At 47.2% G+C, this 18,823-nt stretch carries 16 protein-coding genes, 1 tRNA gene and 1 pseudogene; 6 read left to right on the plus strand and 12 right to left on the minus strand.

Going from position 1 to position 18,823, the window contains the following annotated elements:
• Positions 1-44 precede the first annotated feature (44 nt).
• Complete coding sequence (locus ACQY2K_RS04745; protein ID WP_428040944.1) at positions 45-2,000, minus strand: hypothetical protein; 1,956 nt, start codon at positions 1,998-2,000, stop codon at positions 45-47.
• Positions 2,001-2,212: 212 nt separating this feature from the next.
• Between ACQY2K_RS04745 and ACQY2K_RS04750 the strand changes: the two genes are divergently transcribed.
• Together ACQY2K_RS04750 and asnS are read left to right on the plus strand one after the other, a co-directional pair.
• Positions 2,213-2,288, plus strand: a tRNA-Ala gene (locus ACQY2K_RS04750).
• Positions 2,289-2,896: 608 nt separating this feature from the next.
• Complete coding sequence (gene asnS / locus ACQY2K_RS04755; RefSeq protein WP_428038150.1) at positions 2,897-4,195, plus strand: asparagine--tRNA ligase; 1,299 nt, start codon at positions 2,897-2,899, stop codon at positions 4,193-4,195.
• A 69-nt stretch (positions 4,196-4,264) separates the two neighbouring features.
• Here asnS and ACQY2K_RS04760 read toward each other — a convergent pair whose 3' ends face one another.
• The 11 genes from ACQY2K_RS04760 to nadE form a co-directional block, all read right to left on the minus strand.
• The gene (locus tag ACQY2K_RS04760; protein WP_428040945.1) at positions 4,265-4,990 is read right to left on the minus strand and encodes a type IV pilin protein; all 726 of its coding nucleotides are present in this window, start codon (positions 4,988-4,990) and stop codon (positions 4,265-4,267) included.
• 631 nt (positions 4,991-5,621) lie between these two features.
• The gene (locus tag ACQY2K_RS04765) at positions 5,622-7,412 is read right to left on the minus strand and encodes an ankyrin repeat domain-containing protein (RefSeq protein WP_428040946.1); all 1,791 of its coding nucleotides are present in this window, start codon (positions 7,410-7,412) and stop codon (positions 5,622-5,624) included.
• Positions 7,413-7,424: 12 nt separating this feature from the next.
• On the minus strand, positions 7,425-8,090 hold the full coding sequence (rnc, locus tag ACQY2K_RS04770; RefSeq protein WP_177747056.1) for a ribonuclease III: 666 nt from the start codon (positions 8,088-8,090) through the stop codon (positions 7,425-7,427).
• 2 nt (positions 8,091-8,092) lie between these two features.
• Positions 8,093-8,338, minus strand: coding sequence for an acyl carrier protein (acpP, locus tag ACQY2K_RS04775; protein WP_177747059.1), 246 nt, complete (start codon positions 8,336-8,338; stop codon positions 8,093-8,095).
• Between the two features lie 48 nt (positions 8,339-8,386).
• Positions 8,387-9,130, minus strand: a complete 744-nt coding sequence (gene fabG, locus ACQY2K_RS04780) for a 3-oxoacyl-[acyl-carrier-protein] reductase (protein WP_428038146.1) — start codon at positions 9,128-9,130, stop codon at positions 8,387-8,389.
• Entirely contained in the window at positions 9,130-10,173 is a 1,044-nt protein-coding gene (gene plsX / locus ACQY2K_RS04785; RefSeq protein ID WP_428038145.1) for a phosphate acyltransferase PlsX, read from the minus strand. Before plsX ends, fabG begins: the two co-directional genes overlap by 1 nt.
• A gap of 9 nt (positions 10,174-10,182) precedes the next feature.
• Positions 10,183-10,389 (minus strand): 50S ribosomal protein L32, encoded by a 207-nt coding sequence (gene rpmF / locus ACQY2K_RS04790; RefSeq protein ID WP_177747091.1) that lies wholly within the window; start codon positions 10,387-10,389, stop codon positions 10,183-10,185.
• A gap of 43 nt (positions 10,390-10,432) precedes the next feature.
• Positions 10,433-10,927, minus strand: coding sequence for a YceD family protein (locus ACQY2K_RS04795; RefSeq protein ID WP_428040947.1), 495 nt, complete (start codon positions 10,925-10,927; stop codon positions 10,433-10,435).
• 25 nt (positions 10,928-10,952) lie between these two features.
• Positions 10,953-12,314, minus strand: a complete 1,362-nt coding sequence (locus ACQY2K_RS04800; protein WP_428040948.1) for an MATE family efflux transporter — start codon at positions 12,312-12,314, stop codon at positions 10,953-10,955.
• Complete coding sequence (locus ACQY2K_RS04805; protein ID WP_428040949.1) at positions 12,311-13,315, minus strand: S8 family peptidase; 1,005 nt, start codon at positions 13,313-13,315, stop codon at positions 12,311-12,313. Before ACQY2K_RS04805 ends, ACQY2K_RS04800 begins: the two co-directional genes overlap by 4 nt.
• Before the next feature lies 1 nt (position 13,316).
• Complete coding sequence (gene nadE, locus ACQY2K_RS04810; RefSeq protein WP_428040950.1) at positions 13,317-14,825, minus strand: NAD(+) synthase; 1,509 nt, start codon at positions 14,823-14,825, stop codon at positions 13,317-13,319.
• A gap of 117 nt (positions 14,826-14,942) precedes the next feature.
• On the opposite strand from nadE, the gene ACQY2K_RS04815 reads away from it, so the two are divergent.
• The 4 genes and pseudogenes from ACQY2K_RS04815 to tsf all read left to right on the plus strand — a co-directional run bounded on the left by ACQY2K_RS04815 (position 14,943) and on the right by tsf (position 18,784).
• Positions 14,943-15,458: an LA_2272 family surface repeat-containing protein gene (locus tag ACQY2K_RS04815; protein ID WP_177747103.1), complete on the plus strand. Its 516-nt coding sequence runs from the start codon at positions 14,943-14,945 to the stop codon at positions 15,456-15,458.
• Between the two features lie 119 nt (positions 15,459-15,577).
• On the plus strand, positions 15,578-16,741 hold the full coding sequence (locus ACQY2K_RS04820; RefSeq protein ID WP_428040951.1) for an MFS transporter: 1,164 nt from the start codon (positions 15,578-15,580) through the stop codon (positions 16,739-16,741).
• Between the two features lie 154 nt (positions 16,742-16,895).
• Positions 16,896-17,600 (plus strand): annotated as a pseudogene (rpsB, locus tag ACQY2K_RS04825) (30S ribosomal protein S2); the annotation flags it as partial.
• Positions 17,601-17,959: 359 nt separating this feature from the next.
• Positions 17,960-18,784, plus strand: a complete 825-nt coding sequence (gene tsf, locus ACQY2K_RS04830) for a translation elongation factor Ts (protein ID WP_428040952.1) — start codon at positions 17,960-17,962, stop codon at positions 18,782-18,784.
• Positions 18,785-18,823 lie beyond the last annotated feature (39 nt).

Raw genomic sequence — 18,823 nt, forward strand, 5'->3', positions numbered from 1 at the left:
AGAATAGGCAAATGCTAAAAACCCCGGTTTCCCGGGGTTTTTAATTAAAGGGCTTTGATTTGGACAGATAATTCTTTGCACCTAGGTCTATTTTGCACCTGCTCTAAACGTTGGCTGTATGCGTTCCACAAGGAAGATTGCCGCGCGTTCAACTTTTTCCCCTTTTCCAAGCGTTTGCGGATGGGAGTAAGTTCCTTTTCGTATTTCTGCTCAAAACTAGACAAAGTGCATTGTGCCTTATATTTGGCTTCCAATTCCTTTCGTTTATTCGCATTGTTTACATTGGTTTTATTATCAGCCTTGGGGGCTTTGTTATCAGCCGCCGGGACGGAAGCGGGCATCTGCGCGGATGCTGTCAGCATCTTGGGTTCTTCCCCTTTTTTGTATGCTTCAAACAATGCCTGAAATTCCATCACCTCACGCGCCTGCGAAGGCAGAGCCGTACCCGTGCGAACAGCCAATAAAGACTCTCTTAACTCGGGGTGCGCCGCAATATAGCGGTCCAACGCAGCCTTGGGATTGTTGCTTACCCGTACAGGCTGGGGCTGAACAGGCGTTGCCATCGGCTGAGCCTGAGGCTGTTGCGCCGCTACCTTTGGGGCCGTGTTGGCTACTTTGGGAGTTTCCCTTTGGGCGGGTTTAGCGGTTTTAGGTGTGGCCGCCACTACTTGTGCGCCTTGCGGGCCCACATAGTTGCCACTAATCACGGGGGTGGATTTAGAGGATAAACTTGCTTCCCCTTTCTTACCCGTAGTGGGCGCGGCCAGCGCCGGTGTGTCCTTTTGGGATAATTCGGGGAATTTTCCCGACGCCATATTGCCTTCCAGTTGTGCGATTTCCTGCTCAACTGTATTGAACTCCTCTTCTAATTTTTTCAATTTGGCCTGTTCTTCCTTTAATCGGCGCGGAGTCCATTTGTAAAAGTCGGCATGTTTAATTTCGTATTTTTTAGAAGTAATCTGTCCCTCTAATTCGGCCTTTTTATCGTTCAAGGCAGATAATTTTTTGGTAGTTCCTGCAAGGCGGGCCGCCAAATCGCGCTGCACTTCAAGGGCTTTTGAAGCAAATGCAGGCTTATCGGCGTCCTTATACCCATTAGCCGCCCACTTTGCAAAAGCATCGTGCTCTTGCTTGGCCTGTGCGAGATTCTTGTTGCGTTGGGGAATACCGTCCATATAAATATAATTGCGCCCGCAGAAATCCGCCCAACCGTGCTTCAAGCGGTTGGAGGTTTTGCCTTTCTGGCGCATAATAAAGTCCATTGCGTTAATAAATCCTTCCGCATCGTCGCAAGTCAATTTTTTTCTTTTGTCCATAGATGAGCCCTGCATAATGGAATCTATTTTCGTTAAGTCTTCAAAAGCCTGCAAAGAATAGGTTTTGTCGGCTGTAAAATTGGAATATTGGTCAGCCAACCCGAACAAATGGGAAACCTCGTGCAACGCAATTTCTTCCCGTTCTTCCTTGATAGGGGTGTCTGTGGATAACATAATAGACCACGAAAAAGTTTCAGAGTTCTGCACAGGCAACGCGTGGCCTTGTTGTCCATAAGAAAGCCTAAAACCCGTGTCAATTGGAATGCGGGTTTGCGCTCCCTTGATTTCAAGGTCAAACTGCCCGGATATTGCCTTGCAGTTTTTACCCGCAGGATAAGTTATACGTTGCAATTTAAAGGTTTTCGGCCAAACAGCTAAAAAGTCCGCAAATTCTGCCGTCCGTCCGCTTTGCTCAATTTGTTGCCGAACGAACGTAAATATGGACGAAAAAGCAGTCTGTATATTTTCAAACATTTCGTCTTCGGTTTCTTTATCATAGGGATTTACGCATACGCGCAATTCAGGGCGGCCCTCATAAATATCGTCCAATAAAAATTTGAGGTAGCCGTCATTTTTCTTATATTGTTCAGGCTGTAATTTAGTAAATTCCGGCAATAGCCCCCACGCTCCGGCGGTAGAAGCGGAAAACAAACAACCAAAAAGTAAAAATAGAAGTTTTTTCATTTTACTCTCCAATAAAAAGGGATTTGAGCCAAACACGGAAACCGTTTCAGTTCAAATTACACACATATTATAGTATAGTAGTAAAAAGTGATATTTTCAAGTGCGGCAAGCGCCCGCGGTGTTTTCCGACGGGAAAAAATAAAAATATTTTTATTTTTGTTTTCGTATATGCTATAATAAATATGTTGAAAGTAACGCTGTTGCCGATTTTCGGGCGTGTAGCTCAGCTGGGAGAGCGCCTCGTTCGCAACGAGGAGGTCGTCGGTTCGATCCCGATCACGTCCACCATTTAAAAACCTCACGAAAGTGAGGTTTTTTATTGGGGGATGTGCCCAAGCACTATACAAAGAGGCGCGGTTCTCTTCCGAAGTGAGCCGAGAAGGTCCTGCCGCGTTTTATCCCCCACGTCCACCATTTAAAAACCTCACGAAAGTGAGGTTTTTTATTGGGGGATGCGCCCAAGCGCTATACAAAGAGGCGCGAGCAGTATTCATACTTTTTGTACCGACAAAAAGTATGACAAAAAACTCCCCGTCCAAAGCGTTATAAAAGCCAGAATTAGCCGGGCATTTTTATAACTCGCTATGCTCAAACAAATAAAAATGCTACTCCGCCTAAACCGGCTTTTATAGGCAACGCACGAACGGCCTTAACAGTCAAACGACATAACAGAAAACCCCTTGCACGCCTTTTATAAGAGGGCTAATGCCCGCAAAACAATTCAAAGAGGAATTTCCTTATATATGCCGTCATACCCAAGTGTCTGCCGACGCGGAGCACTCGGAAATCTGGTGTCACTCAAAAGGAGGCAAACACCTCTTTCTTTTCCCGTCGCTTTTCCTCTCCAAAAAAGATAAAATAGATATGTACCCTATTTCTTTATTACAGAGGAATATATGTCTAGTAAAATTCGTGTTAAAGATGTAGGCCAATATCTCGGCCAAGAAATTACTCTAAAAGGCTGGCTGTATAACAAGCGGTCCAGCGGCAAATTACACTTTTTGCAACTGCGCGACGGCAGCGGCATTATCCAATGCGTAATGTTCAAGGGCGAAGTTTCTCCCGAACTGTTTGAACTGGGTGATAAAGTTACTCAGGAATCGTCCATTATCGTTACCGGCACCGTACGCGAGGATAAACGCTCCCCGCTCGGTTTTGAACTGGGTGTAAAGAATTTGGAAGTCGTACAAATGGCAAAAGATTATCCCATTTCCCCCAAAGAGCACGGCCCGGAATTTTTGATGCACTACCGCCACCTGTGGTTGCGTTCTGCGCGCCAAACGGCTATTTTGCGCATCCGCGACGAAATTATTTTTGCTATCCGCGAATATTTCCATAAAAACGGCTTTGTTTTGTCCGACTCCCCGATTTTGACCCCCGCCGCCTGCGAGGGCACCAGCACGCTTTTTGAAACCGATTATTTCGGCGAAAAAGCCTTCTTGTCCCAGAGCGGGCAGTTATACAGCGAAGCCAGCGCTATGGCATTAGGCCGCACCTATTGCTTCGGGCCGACTTTCCGCGCCGAAAAGAGCAAAACCCGCCGCCATTTGACCGAATTTTGGATGGTGGAACCCGAGGTAGCCTACAACGATTTGGACGACAATATGGACCTGGCCGAAGACTTTATTAAATACATTGTTGCCCAAGTGTTAAAGAACCGCGCCGACGATTTAAAATTGCTCGGGCGCGACACGACTAAACTGCAAGCCACCGTGGAAAAGAAATTCCCGCGTATTGACTACACGGACGCGATTGAAGTGCTGCACAAAAAGGGCAACGATACACCTTGGGGCGGCGATATCGGCGGAGACGAGGAAACATTGCTCGGCGAAGATTACGACACCCCGATTATGATTCACCACTATCCTACCGCCATTAAGGCCTTCTATATGAAGCGCGACCCCAAAAACCCCAAAACGGTGTTGGCGGTTGACGTGATTGGCCCGGAAGGTGCGGGCGAAATTATCGGCGGAAGTGAAAGAGAGGCCGATTATGATGCCCTGCTGGAACGCATTAAAGAACAGGGGTTAGACCCCAAAGGCTACGAGTGGTATTTGGACCTGCGCAAATACGGCAGCGTGCCGCACTCCGGCTTTGGTATGGGTATTGAACGTATGGTCCGCTGGGTATGCGGATTACAGCACGTGCGCGAAACGATTCCGTTCCCGCGTATGATGGATAAAATTCATCCGTAATTGTTACTAGACTTTATGCAAAACACCCCGCAGAGTTGATTTTCTGCGGGGTGTTTTCGTCTTATTGGATTAAGGTAAAATATACCGAGTACAACCACCATTAGTAGTACAAGAAGCATGTGAAACTGTTGGGCCAACAACTCCTCCTAAACTTTTACAAAAACTAGTTCCCTCTTCATCTTGCGTACGAGCCCAACATTCGCGTTGGGCAGGATAAGGCGAATTATCCAACCATTGTATGTACCCTACTTTTAAAATACCATTTACGGAATAAAACCCCACTAAATTTTGGTTATTGGCATCAAAAAAATCAAAACTTAATTGATTTTTCTTACAATACATCCAACCTCTATCCGCTCCAGTATTAAGACTACATCCTGCGGGCAAATCCAAATCAGTGTCCTCCCAACTCTGAGGATAATCACCATTAGCCATATAATAAACCTCGGAAGCATTTTTAAAAGCAAAAATAGTAGTTTGCAATTCTGTATAACGGGCTTTAAGGACAGCCTTAGTGTATTGAGGAACAGCCACCCCTGCTAAAATACCGATAATGAGTACGACTACTAATAGTTCTATAAGCGTAAAACCGGCCTTTATTGTTCCTTTGTTATTGTCATCATCCCGTAAGGTTGTTATACGGGTTCTGGTGTTATTACCGCAATGATTATTACCGTCATTTCCGAGTGTTTGGCGGCCCGCAGGGCTCGGGAATCTGTCGTTTTCCTTTTTTAATAAAAACAGATCCCCGACAGAAACCTTCGGGGATGACAAAATAGAGGCAAATCCTTTCATTTTTTCTCCTTTTAAGGCCTTTATATTTAAGCAAAACAGCCTTTTATACGCATTTTTATACAGCGGATACATCCGGGGATATCCGTCGGACAATATCAAAATTTTAGCAAAAAAAAAAAACGAAACAACCCCTTTACAGAAAACGACGGAAAAGCAACAACCAAAAACCCAAAAAGCAGATACTGAAACCTATCAATAGACCCCGTACAGAAACACTACGGGGTGATGCCTAGCGGTATGGGCGGCAATTCAGGATAACTTTTTATTTTGCGGGTCCTGACACATATAACTGGCGTGCAAAATGTTTGCTGCTATGTCGTTTGGTTGTTAATGCCGTCCGTGCGTTGCCTATAAAAGCCGGATTAGGCGGAGTGGCATTTTTATTTGTTTGAACATAGTGAGTTATAAAAATGCCCGGCTAAGCCTGGCTTTTATAACGCTTTGGACGGGGAGTTTTTTGTCATACTTTTTGTCGATACAAAAAGTATGAATATTGTTTGAGCCTCTTTATAAAGCACCTGGGCACATCCTCCAATCACTATCCCCCGGCCTAGCCGGTGGTTTGCTAGATACAAAAAAGAACTCCCGGGGTATTTCCCTGGGAGTTATCAAAATTTAGCCACTTAAAAAACTATCTGCGGCGGCGGGATTGGGCGGCCGCCTTTTTGGCGGGCTGCTTTGCCTGCGGAGCGGGCGTAAGTTGTTTGGCTTGCGTAATTTTGGCCTTACATTGGGCCATTAAATCAGCAGGCGTTACATAGCCAAGCATATTGGGCGTAGTAGTCAAATTGCCCGGCTTAGCCCCCACCGAAACCAAATAGTTGTAAATCTCTTGGTTGCAGACTATCGCGGCAAAGGCCAAGGGCGTCATAGCCTGTTTGTAGCCCGCAGGCACGGCCTTATATTCAAGCATCATCGCCAAGCGGCCCTCGCGGCGGGAGAGAAGCACTAAATGCTTTAACATATCAATATTTTGCGACAAAACCGCCAAATGCAAAACATTTCCCTTGGGAGAGGCCTCAAACAAGAGTCCGCCTTTGGTAATCAGAAAATCTACCAATTCCGTGCGTCCGTTTTCTACCGCAATATGCAAGGGTGTAAAGCCCGCTTTGTTTTTATTAAACACAACGGCTTTATTCATATCCAACACACGTTTGGCTAAATCTAAATCTCCCTGTGCGGCGGCTGTAAAAATATCGTCATCCGTCAGCGGTTTTTCCGCCGGGGCCGCGTTCGGGTCCGGCAGTTCGCGCCCCTCGGCCTTGGCCTGCGCCATTAAGGCCTTATTGTCTTCGTCAATTACGCTGTTTTTAACTTCGCGTAAATCTTTATTAAACCATTTCAAAATCTGTCCGCGTCCGTTTTTCTGTGCGGCAATATACGGCACTAATCCGTTGTTATCGGCCAAGGTAGGATCGGCATCTGCGGCTAACAAACGGCGGACAACATCTTCAAACCCTTTGGATGCTCCCCAATAAAGCGCGGTTTGCCCCAATTTATTCTGCATATTTACGTCTATGGGGGTTTGCATTGTCTGCGGTTTTAACAGTTCGCGGATTGTGTCCGGGTGATTGTAACGGGCCGCGTAAATGAGCGCGGTGTTCCCGTCATTATTGGCGGCGTTTACGTCGGCACGGTAAGCCATTAACGAGCGTACACTCGGCACGTCGCCAAGCGAAGCCGAAATAATCAGCGGAGTATTGCCTTTCTCGTTCTTTACGTTCGGGTCCACCCCGCCTTTGAGCATTGCCAATACGCCCATTGCGTTTTTGGTGGCACAAGCGCGGAACAAATAATCACTATTCAGCCCCTCCCGCACACCGCTGGAAAGAAATAAGTCAATAAACTCGCCCTGGCGTTTTTCCAAGGCCAAATACATAGGAGAGTGGTTATAGTTATTCTTCGCGTTGATGTCCGCACCGGAATAAACCAAAAAGCGCGTAATCTCCGGGAAATTGCCATACAAACTGCGCAGAAGAGCCGTATCCTTGGAAAAGGAATTGGGTTTGTTCACATCCGCGCCGGCTAACACCAAATCTTGTACTGCCTGTAAATTGCCAAAGGTAGCCGCCATTACAATAAGGGGGTCGCCCTTGCTGTTGACAATATTTATATCGTTTTTGATTTTATTTTGCAGAATATCGGAGAAGGTTTGATAGTCGTTCTTTTGCAAAGCGGCGGTGGCCTCGTCCGCCAGTTCGGCAGAGGTTTTGACGGAAACGATTTTATCAAATTTTCCGCCCTTGGAAGAGGGTGTATATCCGCTTTTAAAGGTAAAGGCCAAAAGTAACACAAGGGGCAACGCCGCGATTACCGCCAAAATAAGCCAAGGCTTACCGGCTGCTTGGGACAGTGCCTGCGGCACCTTCCGCTCCGTCGGTGCAGAAACGATGGTTGTGTTCTTTTTTTTACCCGGGAACATCCTCTTCTCCGTTTATTTTTTCAGGTGAGAAAAAGCGTCCTGCGCGGCGGCTTGTTCGGCCAGTTTTTTGTTATGGCCTTTGCCCACCCCCAGGGCTTTTCCGTCCAGGCTCACGCGCACAGTAAACACCTTGTTGTGCTCGGGGCCGACAGTTTGGATAACTTCGTACTCGGGCGTATGCGGCCCGGATTTTTGCAAGTATTCTTGCAATAAACTTTTGAAATCTTTTTCGTCCTGCGTGAGTTCCTGCGTTTTTACCCACGGAAGGATAACCGATTCCGCGGCCGGATAGCCGCCGTCAATATAAACAGCGCCTAAAACGGCTTCCACCGCGTTGGAGATGATGCTGTCGCGTTCTCTGCCGCCGGTAGCCAATTCACCGCGGCCCAGGCTCATATAGCGGCCCAGGTCCAGTTGTTTGCCCCAAAGATACAGGTTGCGTCTGGAAACTAAGTTAGACTTAATTTTAGAAAGCACTCCCTCTTCTACGTGCGGACATTTGTTGTAAATATAATCTGCAACAATGGCGCCCAAGATACTGTCCCCCAGGAACTCCAAGCGTTCGTTATGTTTAACGCTACGGTGCTCCCCGGCGTAAGACTTATGAGTGAGTGCTTCCTTTAAAACGGCCTTATCTTTAAAGCAATATCCAATGATATGCTCTATATCCGTGTACACAATTATTTATTGGCGTTTTGTTCAATATAGTCAATCGCTTCGCCAACGGTTTTGATTTTTTCGGCTTTTTCATCAGGAATTTCAATATCAAATTCTTCTTCCAAAGCCATAATAAGTTCAACAGTATCCAAGGAATCAGCGCCCAAGTCGTTTACAAACTGCGCTTCCGGTTTCACCTGGTCGGCTTCAACACCCAACTGTTCCACGATGATATTTTTTACTCTTTCTTGCACATTTTCTACAGACATTTTAGTCCTCCGGTTTTTTTAAAGGGGCTTCCCCTTGTTACTAATTAATTAAATATAAAGCCCGCCATTGACGGCGAGAACGTGCCCCGTAATATACGAAGCGTCTTCGCTGGCCAAAAACATTACTGCTTTGGCGATATCTTGCGTCGTAGCAAATCTTTTAAGCGGTACGGCTTCCAACGCTTTGTTTTTTACATCTTCGGGCAAAGCGTCCGTCATAGCCGTTTGAACAAACCCGGGAGCCACCGCATTTACACGGACGTGGCGGGAGCCGAATTCCTTGGCCAACGTCTTCGTTAAACCGATAATGCCCGCCTTGCTGGCCACATAATTGGCCTGGCCGGGATTGCCCATTTCCCCCACTACGGAAGAAATGTTTACAATATTGCCGCTTCTTTTTTTGAACATTACCTTCAAAGCGGCCTTGGACATTAAAAATGTCCCTTTCAAATTGACGGCAATTACGTCATCCCAATCCTGTTCGCTCATACGAACAGTCAGGTTATCTTTGGTAATACCCGCATTGTTTACCAGCACGTCTAAACCGCCCAAGGCCTTTACGGCGTTTTCTACAAAAGAATCACAATCTTTTGCGTCCGCTACATTTACCTTTTGCGTATAGACTTTTGCGCCGTAAGCCTCCAACGTTTTGGCAGCCTGGGCAAGCGCATCTTCGCGCGTACCGCACACGGCTAAATTAGCCCCCGCTTTGGCAAATTCTTCCGCCAAGGCCAAGCCAATACCGCGCGTAGCGCCGGTAATCATCACATTTTTACCTTTAAAATCCGCCATTATTTTTCCTCCTGATGAATTTCTTTTTCAATTTCATCAAAAGTCGGTTTCAACGCGCTCATTTTAGCCGCAATATCACCGATAAAATCTTTTTCCACCAAACGTTTGGCCGTTTTAATGGCATTAAAAATGGCAAAATCATTGGATTTTCCGTGGGAAATAATCGCCACGCCGTTTACCCCCACCAGCGGCGCACCGCCGTAACAATCGGGGTTGGTGTGGTCCTTTACGGCTTTAAACGCACCCTTTGACAAAAGCGCGCCTAATAAGGCAAGCGGACGCTTTTTGACTTCGCGTTTAATCATATTAATCATTGTTTTCGCCAAGCCTTCGGCCATTTTTAAAACAATGTTTCCCACAAAGCCGTCGCAGACGATAACGTCCGTATCGCCAGTGTTTACGTCGCGGCCTTCCACAGTACCTTTAAAGTTCACACCGATTTCGCGCATATGCGGAATGGTGTGTTTGACCAAAAAGTTACCTTTGGTTTCCTCTTCGCCGATAGACAATACACCGACCGACGGAGCCGGGATATCAAATACTTTTTGCATATAGGCCGAACCCATTACCGCAAATTGCAGTAAATGAATCGGCTTGCAATCGGCGTTGGCACCGCCGTCTAAAAGCAGGCTTACACCCTTATAAGTAGGCATCGGGGTAGCAATCGCCGGGCGTTGTACGCCCTTAATGCGCCCCATACCAAACAGGGCCGCCACCATAGCCGCGCCGGAGTGCCCGGCAGAAACAAAAGCGTCAGCAACCCCTTTGTGAACCAAATTGGCACAAACGACAATGCTGGCGTCTTTTTTCTGGCGGCACTCTTTGGCCGGTTCTGCGCCCATATCAATAGTGTTAGGCGCGTGGACGATAGAGATATTGTTCGGAACGTCCGAATAACCTAACGCTTTGAGTTCACGGCGCAAGACAACTTCGTCCCCCACCAAGATAACTTCAACATTCAGTTTCTTGGCGGCTTTCAAAGCACCCAATACGTTGGGCTTTGCGCCGTAATCTCCGCCTAATGCGTCCAGGGCTATTTTCATAACGGACCGTTATTTGGCTTCGGGCTCTTCGGCTTTGGTTTTTTGGGCCACTACCACTCTGTCCTTATAGAACCCGCAAGTCGGGCAGACATTGTGCGGCAGCCGGGGAGATTTGCAATTCGGGCAGGCCACTAACTGCGGCAATTCTACTCCGGAATTGTGGGATCTTCTCATATCCCGGCGGGAACGAGTGTGTTTTTTCTTTGGATTGGGCATTGGTAATACTCCTGTTACTTATTAGTAAAATTCAAAAGAATTGTTACTTAAATTTTCCTTTCAATGCTGCGAAAGGAGACAAATTTGCTGGTTTACAACCGCACGGACCGTCGTTCAAATTCCGTCCGCACGTTGGGCACAGCCCTTTACAATCGGGGCTGCACAGAAAACGGATATCCTCCGTCAATGCCAGCGTTTGCCGTACAACTGATATTATATCAATTATTTCTTGCTTGGTGCTATATGTTTCTATAAATTCTTCGGCAAACGGCTGAGTGCTCATCTTTAAACAGCGGGCGCATTGGATAAGTCTTTCCCCTTTTACGGCCCCCCGCACCAAGATTTCCTTGGAGGCTACCGAGAACGAAAGCGACACCGCCACTTTGGTAATTTTATTGGGAGCGGAAAAAACATCTTCAAAATATTTTGTGCTTAACTGTGCGCTACAATCCAACCCGCCCATACGCAAAATATCGGCAGTTTTAAACTGCAAGTCCTGCGGAACATCATATTCTTGATAAAAGGAATTTTCGCTCATACATATATTTTAGCAAAAAGCACGCCTACCGAGTAAAACCTTTACTCATCCACTTGCGGCTCTTCCAACGGCGTTCAAATATTACGGCGCGGATATTTTCGTCCAGTGCCATCGCCAGCCAAATACCGTTAAGTCCCCAGCCCCACCAAATGCCAAGCACATAAGATAGAAGCGTAGCCACCAACCACATTACAATAATGCCTGTAACAAACGGGTACATCACATCGCCCGCGGCTATCAGGGAATCCACCGAGGTAATATTAACCGCTCTGCCAATTTCCAGCACTACATCAATATATAATACCATTGCCCCCAGGCGGATAACCTCCGGATTAGAAGAAAGCAATTTAAAAATATCCGTACCCGCCAAGGCCGTCAAAACGGACACGAACACCGTAACCCACAGAGCCAGACGAATAGAATATTTTTCAAGTGAAAAAGCGGCATTTCCCTTTTCCGCGCCTACCAAATGCCCGATAGCAATTGCCGCGCCGTTGCCGATAGCCAGGGAAAACACATACGAAAACATCACAATACTCATCGCATACGTTCTTGCTGTCAGGGCCGCATTACCCATCATTACGGATAAATAAGTAATCACGACTTGGGATAAATTATAGGACACCTGTTCCCCCGCCGCTGGCAAACCGACCAGCAGTAAGTTTTTAATTTTATCCCACGGGAACGGTTTAAAATATTTTAAGGGCGGAACAGGAGCCACCTTGCAAAACAGTAAGTACGTCAGCAAGATAACCGCTACCGTGCGGCTGATAACCGTGGAAATACCCGCCCCGGTAATCCCCAAACGCGGAGCCCCAAAGTTTCCGAAAATCAAAAAATAGTTACCAACGACATTAATAACATTGATAAGGAGCGTAACAAACATCGGGTAATAGGCTTTGTTGTGGCTGCGCAAAATGGCGGAAAGCGTCATCGCTAACGACTGCAAAAACGAAAACCCGCCGACAAGCGTCATATAAGATACGCCATATCCTACCAAATTATCGTCTAGCCCCATTAACTTTAAGGAAGGGGCGGCAAACACCCACAGCCCCACGCTGACAATCCCCCCCATAATCAGGTTTACCAACAGGGAAATGCCAATCACCTGCGCCACGTTCTTTTTTTGTTTGGCCCCCAAATATTGCGAACACAATACGGACGTGCCCAAGGTGGTAATGCCATACAAAATAAACACGAGGTTTAACAGTTGGTTGACCACGCCCCCGGCGGCTACGGTTTCGTCGGAGTAACGGCTGAGCATAAAAACGTCCGTCGCGCCCGTGAACATAATAAGGAGCGTTTCAATAAAAATGGGACTGGCCAAACTGAACAGTTGTCTGCGAACTATTTTGCGAGGTCTTTTGGTTTGCTTTGCTTGCGTCATTTTGTTACACTAAACTGCTTTTCCACCTTGCGGATATCAATCATCCCGTTGCCTTGGGCAATATCGGGCAAACCTGGAATTTTAACAGCGGCTTTTTTTAAGGAATCTTTTACTTCTTGTGCGGTTGGATAGCGGCCCAGTTTCTTTTTAAGGCCTTCCACGGCTAGGGCAGCCGCACCGCTGACAAATCCGGCCGCGGCAGAGGTTCCGCTCATTAAGGTATAGTCTCCGTCAGCCGCGGCGGTGAAAACCTTATCGCCTGGCGCAATAAAATCAACCTCGGGGCCGTAAGATGATTGGGGATAAATGTTCTTTCCGTCTGCGGACAAGGCGCTCACCGCAATCACCGTAGAAAGTTTGCCAGGGTAAAACACTCCGGGGAACGGATAATTTCCCGCCGGGCACACAATAGTTACGCCGGAATCGTGCGCTTTGTTAATCGCGTTTGTAAGGGGAATAGAACCGCCCGCGGATACACCATAACTTAAATTTAAAACGGTTATTTTATCGTCCGGGTGTTCCTCGTTATAAGTAAGCAAGGTGTTTATGGCGGAAGTTACCGCCTGCGGGCCGATTAAGCGGCTGCCGTCGTCAATCTTATAAACCACGAGAGAAGCCTGCGGAGCAATACCCGTAAACTGCACGCCGCGCGCACCGATTATGCCCGCTACGCCGGTGCCGTGGTTTTTGATATCGGTAAATGAGCCGGACATTGTAAAATCCTGCCCCATAATGTGCTTGCCGTTAAATTCCGCGTGCGAAACGATCCCACTGTCCGCCACCGCCACCTTTACACCTTTTCCTTTCAGGTTTTTAAGGGGCGGATAAAGGCGGTAAGCCCAAAAATTATCAAAGGGGTCCTCAGCCTTTTGTTCTTTGGGTGCGGCGGAAAAGTCGCCGTCGTCGCTAATGCGTAAATTTGTCGGCCCCAAAAGCATCGGGTCCGCCATTACGGATACAGATAAGCCAAATAAAGCAAACAATACAAACAAGCGTTTCATATTATAAGTTAATTTTTTTAATGACAGGCCAACGCACACCGTTAAGCGGGTGCGCGCTAACCTCTAATGCGGGAGCCGTCTGGCTGCGTTTTAATTCCGCCGCGTTAATGCGTGTTAAAACATCTATTACGGTTTCCAGTTTCGTATGGCACTTTTTGGCAATTTCCGCCGCCGCTAATTGTTCTTCAAAATACAAACGCAAAATTTTATCCAACGCCGCATAGGGCGGGAGTTGGTCCTCGTCCTTTTGGTTGGGGCGCAGTTCGGACGTGGGCGCACGCTCAATAATGCCCTGCGGGATAACCTCCTGCGTTTGGTTTAAATAGGCGGCCAGTTCATAGATTTCACTCTTATACAAATCACCAATCGGCCGGAGCGCACCGCCTGCATCGCCATAGAGAATAAATGCCCCTACCGCCGATTCGCTTTTGTCGTCCGTGGATAGAAGCATAGCATTATATTCCGTAGCCAGTGCCCCCAAAATAGTCGTGCGCAGGCGGGATTGCAGTTCCTGTTCTGTGGCATCTTTGGGATGAGAAACAATATGCGCAAACGATTCTTTTAATGCCGTCAGGCCGGGCATTACGCCGATTTCTTCCAAATTCACCCCAAGCGACCTTGCCAACTGGCCCGCCAAACTTTTGCTTAAATCACTTGTACAATAGGACGGCAAAGAAACACAATACACGCTCTCCCCGCCCAAAGCCTTGGCCGCCAAAGCCGCTGTAAAGGCGGAGTCAATTCCGCCGCTAAGGCCAAACACGACCTTGTCCAACCCGCTTTTATGCACATAATCGCGCAATCCAAACGCCAAAGCATTAATGAGTTCCTCTTGCCAAGGCATTTCGTAAGATACGGGCTTATATGCGGCTTCGGTATCGTAGGTAAGAACCTGCTCTTTAAAGGGTTCCCCCAACAGTACCAGGTTGCCCTTTTTGTCCGCCGCGGCGGTCAGTCCGTCAAAAATCATACCGTCCCCGCCGCCTAACAAGTTACACATCAAGGCGGGCTGGGCGTGCTTTTTGGCGTATTTTTTAAGAGATTCTAATCGCGGTGCAAGATTTCCTTTTAAATAGGGCCTGGCCATTAAAAACAGCACTATATCGGCATCCGGGTCAGGCGAAAAATTTTTATCATCAGGCATACCTAACACCAGTTGCAGATGAAGGCCTTTGAAATCAACCGTTTCGCAATCGTAAATTTTGGTAACTTTACCTTTATATATAAAGGCAAGCGCAGTGGAGGATTCTTTATTTACGCGCTCTGCTAAGCCGAAAACAACCGCAGTATCTTTTGTTTCCTTGGCAATGTTTTTAAGTGCCGGAGCCGCTTGCGAGAGCAAGCGTTTATCGTCAAACAAATCAAAAAGCGGACAGCCGCACAAGGCCGCCTCGGGCAAGACGAGCAAGTCCGCCTTGGGAGCGGGAGCACGGAGCAAATCTATAATGAATTTGGCGTTAAAAGTAATATCTGCCGCCAACGGGTTAAAAGAAGCCAGGTTTATCTGCATAGTAAAAATACCTCTTAAAATATTGTACAATTTTTGCCTAAAATTTAAACTGAAAAACCAGGTTATAAATTGCTAAAATAATTATTATGCAAGACTTACTATAAAGGAGAATTTTCTATGAAGAAACTTTTAATTTTGGCCTTGGCGCTATTTGCCGCGTGGCCTGCCGCCGCCGAGCCGGGCATTTTTAAATTATCCCTTTGGGACAAAACGGCTATCGCCTCCCCGGATAACATACACGACATCACAGGTATTGATTTGGGTATCGGTTCAAAAACCGAAACTCTATCCGGGGTGCAACTTGACCTGATTTTTGCGCAAACGGAATATGAATTGAAAGGGGTCAGTTTCGCTTGGATTATCAACCTGGCTAACGATGTGTACGGTGCGCAATTTGGGTTGCTGGCAAAGGCGGAAAATATCGCAGGGGCACAATTTGGTTTTGTAAATATGTCCAACCGGGAGATTTCCGGCTTGCAGTTCGGGCTGTTTAACCAGGCCGAATACATCCACGGCGCGCAGATAGGGTTTGTAAACTATGCGCGCACCATTGAAGGCTTACAGGTTGGGATTTTGAATATTGCCGAAAACGGCTGGTTCCCGGCTATGGTATTGGTAAACGGCCGCTTCTAATTATTTTTTGAAAGGCCGCGGGCGCATAACGTCCGCGGTTTTTCTTTGGGTACAAAGAACCACCGGCCAGGCCGGAAAACAGTTATTTTTAAAACGCTTTAAAAAGATAAATTATATATATGTCATCTGTATCTCTTCCGCACCGGACCCAACGGTTTTACCGTTTAGCGGCCTCTTCTTTTTTCTTTATTCACGGGATTGTTTTTTCCAGTTGGGCAAGCCGTATCCCTGATGTTAAATCTGCGTTATCTTTGTCTGATGCACAATTGGGCGGGGTGTTGTTTTTAATTCCCGCAGGCCAACTGTCCGCTATGATGCTTTCCGGCTGGCTCGTCAACCGTTTCGGAAGCCGCAAAATGTTGACAATCGCTTCCGTCATTTACCCGTTGGCCTTGGTATTATTGGGCTTTGTAACCAGCAAGTTCCAGTTAATGGCCGCGCTGTTTTTCTTTGGGATAACGTCCAACCTTTCCAATATCTCCGTTAATACACAAGGTGTAGGTGTGGAAAAACTCTACAACCGCAGCATTATGGCCTCCTTCCACGGAATGTGGAGTTTAGCCGGAGTGGTCGGCGGCCTTTTGGGCGCGTGGATGGCCGCGCATAGCATTTCCACGCAGGAACATTTTTTGATGACGTTCTTTGTCTGCCTTGTTATTTTGCTGTCTATGTATGCCTCTATGTTGCCGCGCGACCGCAAAATAAAGGTGGGAGATGTCCGCCAAAAAACGTTTGTAAAGCCTTCCTTATATATTGCTCTTTTGGGGATAATGGCCTTCTGTTCTATGTCCTGCGAGGGAACTATGTACGATTGGAGCAGTGTGTATTTTATGCAGGTAGTGCATCCGGCGGACAATTTAATCCGCACCGGGTATATAGCCTGTATGACGGCTATGACAATCGGGCGTTTTTCGGCTGATTTCTTTGCCACCCGTTTCGGCTCCTCGCAAGTGATTAAAGGAAGCGGGATTATTTTATTTATCGGCTTTGTCTTATCGGTAGTTTTCCCCTCTTTTTATATGGCGGTTGCCGGGTTCTTTTTGGTGGGGCTTGGCTTTTCGTCCATTGTTCCGCTGTGTTATAGTTTAGCGGGCAAAACTACCCGTATGCCGCCCAGTATGGCTGTGGCTACGGTTTCCACTATTGGTTTTTTTGGTTTTTTGTTTACCCCTCCATTAATCGGCTTTATTTCGCAGGCCAGCAATATGCGTGTGGCTTTCTTTATAATGGCTTGTGCGGGGCTGTCGGTCAGTTTTGTGGCGGCAAAAGCAAAAGCCCGCTAGGCGCGGATTTCTGTTATATGCTATAATAGTCATAGGTGTAATTTGAGCGGGAGAGCGAAAAAAGTTTGTAAATCAAAGCCTGTCCCGACGACACCCAGGCCAATGCCACCGGGGGTTATACCCTAATTTAGGCAGCGGCCACAGGAGAATAATAATGAGCAACGTATCTATGAAAGCCATGCTGGAAGCCGGTGTGCATTTCGGCCACCAAACTTCCCGCTGGAACCCCAAAATGGGACGCTTTATCTTTGGAGAAAGAAACGGCGTACACATTTTAGACTTGCAAAAAACCGCCAAAGAACTTAAAAAAGCCTGCGCTTTCATCAAAGAAGAAAGCAAAAAAGGCGCTAAATTTTTGTTCGTCGGTACCAAAAAACAAGCCCAAGAAGCCATCCAAGCCGAAGCCGCCCGCTGCGGTGCTTATTGCATCCACGAAAAATGGCTCGGCGGTACGCTTACCAACTTCCAAACCGTCAAGAAATCCGTTGAACGCTTGAACGAATTGGAAAAATGGGAAGCTTCCGGCGTGTTTAAAGCCATTTCCAAAAAAGAAGCCAGCCGCTTAACCAAAGAAATGCAGCGCTTGCAAAAACTGTTGGGCGGTATCCGCGATATGAAAGTATTGCCGGATGTGGTATTTGTCATTGACCCGGTGGACACCGCCGGTGCCGTGCGCGAATCCCACGCTTTGGGTATCCCGGTGGTAGCCGTTTGCGACACCAACGCCGACCCTGATATGATTAGCGTACCCGTGCCCGGTAACGACGACGCGGCCCGCTCTATCAAATTGTTCTGCGGTGCAATTGCCGATGCTATTCTGGAAGGCAAAGCCGAACTGGAAGCCGTCAAAACCGCTGAAAACAAACCCGCCGAAAACCCGGTAATGGCCCAAGCGTTTGAATCTGCTATGTTAGCCGCTGAAAACGCTGAACCTGCCGCCGTGGAAAAAGAAGCGGTGCAGGAAGTTGTCAAAGCCGACGAAGCGCTTGACAAAAAAGCCGAAGAAGTAGTGGCCGAAAAAGCCGCCGAAGAAAAAGCGGAAAAGAAACCCGCTGCCAAAAAGAAAACGGCTGCTAAAAAAGCCGCTCCGAAAGCCAAAAAAACCGTAAAGGCCAAAGCCGAAACGGAAACTGCGGCGGAAGAAGCCAAATAATCTTGAAAGTTCCCGGCCCGTCCGGGAACTTTCTATCCGATTTATCTTATATACAGGAGAACAAAATGTCTTTAGCCGAAGATATTAAGATTTTAAGAGAAAAAACCGGCGCCGGTTTAATGGACTGCAAAAAAGCGTTAATTGAATGCAAAGACGATATGGAACAAGCCATTGTATTCTTGCGCAAAAAAGGTTTGGCGGATATGGCCAAACGCTCTGACCGCGAAACCAAAGAAGGCAGAGTATCCGTTAAGACCGACGGCAAAAACTTTGCAATGATTTACTTGGGTTGCGAAACCGACTTCGTAGCCAAGACCGATGCCTTCATCAAATTGGCCGACGACCTCGCCCAATATGTATTGGAACACCCCGGTTTGGACTATTCCAAAGACGAACATATCAAAAATATGATTTTGGAACAAGCCCCCAAATTCGGTGAAAACACCACCTTTAAGGGCGGTTATAACTGGGCCCCGGCCGACGGTAATGTAATGGCTTACTATGTCCACTCCGACAATAAAAAAGCCTCCTTGTTGGAAATGTCCGTTACCGGCGCTTGCAGAGATGCCGCCAAAGTACAAGAAATTGCCCGCGGCCTCGCGATGCACACCGTAGGTATGCAGACCGGCTGGGTAGATGCCAAAGATATTCCGCAAGAAGTAATTGACCGCGAATTGGACATCTACAAAACGCAAGCCATTAACGAAGGCAAACCCGCCGAAACCATTGAAAAAATGTTGCCCGGCAAAGTTAAAAAGTTTGCCAAAGAAAACTGTCTCTTGGAACAGCCGACCATTAAAGACAACAAGAAAACCGTTGCCGCCTATTTGGACGAAGAATCCAAGGCTCTTGGTTGCGAACTGAAAGTTGTACGCTTTGTACGCTTCTAGTTTTTAAGCCCCTCACGCGAGGGGCTTTTTTTTATGCTG

The organism is Candidatus Avelusimicrobium fimicolum (assembly GCF_021632165.1).
GTDB lineage: Bacteria > Elusimicrobiota > Elusimicrobia > Elusimicrobiales > Elusimicrobiaceae > Avelusimicrobium > Avelusimicrobium fimicola.

What these genes read in the sequence shown, in the direction of transcription:
- asnS (WP_428038150.1), top strand. Translation starts at nt 2,897, where the DNA reads ATGTCTAGTAAAATTCGTGTTAAAGATGTAGGCCAATATCTCGGCCAA.
- plsX (WP_428038145.1), bottom strand. Translation starts at nt 10,173, where the DNA reads ATGAAAATAGCCCTGGACGCATTAGGCGGAGATTACGGCGCAAAGCCC.
- tsf (WP_428040952.1), top strand. Translation starts at nt 17,960, where the DNA reads ATGTCTTTAGCCGAAGATATTAAGATTTTAAGAGAAAAAACCGGCGCC.
- rpmF (WP_177747091.1), bottom strand. Translation starts at nt 10,389, where the DNA reads ATGCCCAATCCAAAGAAAAAACACACTCGTTCCCGCCGGGATATGAGA.
- nadE (WP_428040950.1), bottom strand. Translation starts at nt 14,825, where the DNA reads ATGCAGATAAACCTGGCTTCTTTTAACCCGTTGGCGGCAGATATTACT.
- ACQY2K_RS04795 (WP_428040947.1), bottom strand. Translation starts at nt 10,927, where the DNA reads ATGAGCGAAAATTCCTTTTATCAAGAATATGATGTTCCGCAGGACTTG.
- acpP (WP_177747059.1), bottom strand. Translation starts at nt 8,338, where the DNA reads ATGTCTGTAGAAAATGTGCAAGAAAGAGTAAAAAATATCATCGTGGAA.
- ACQY2K_RS04815 (WP_177747103.1), top strand. Translation starts at nt 14,943, where the DNA reads ATGAAGAAACTTTTAATTTTGGCCTTGGCGCTATTTGCCGCGTGGCCT.
- ACQY2K_RS04820 (WP_428040951.1), top strand. Translation starts at nt 15,578, where the DNA reads ATGTCATCTGTATCTCTTCCGCACCGGACCCAACGGTTTTACCGTTTA.
- ACQY2K_RS04800 (WP_428040948.1), bottom strand. Translation starts at nt 12,314, where the DNA reads ATGACGCAAGCAAAGCAAACCAAAAGACCTCGCAAAATAGTTCGCAGA.
- ACQY2K_RS04760 (WP_428040945.1), bottom strand. Translation starts at nt 4,990, where the DNA reads ATGAAAGGATTTGCCTCTATTTTGTCATCCCCGAAGGTTTCTGTCGGG.
- ACQY2K_RS04745 (WP_428040944.1), bottom strand. Translation starts at nt 2,000, where the DNA reads ATGAAAAAACTTCTATTTTTACTTTTTGGTTGTTTGTTTTCCGCTTCT.
- fabG (WP_428038146.1), bottom strand. Translation starts at nt 9,130, where the DNA reads ATGGCGGATTTTAAAGGTAAAAATGTGATGATTACCGGCGCTACGCGC.
- ACQY2K_RS04765 (WP_428040946.1), bottom strand. Translation starts at nt 7,412, where the DNA reads ATGTTCCCGGGTAAAAAAAAGAACACAACCATCGTTTCTGCACCGACG.
- ACQY2K_RS04805 (WP_428040949.1), bottom strand. Translation starts at nt 13,315, where the DNA reads ATGAAACGCTTGTTTGTATTGTTTGCTTTATTTGGCTTATCTGTATCC.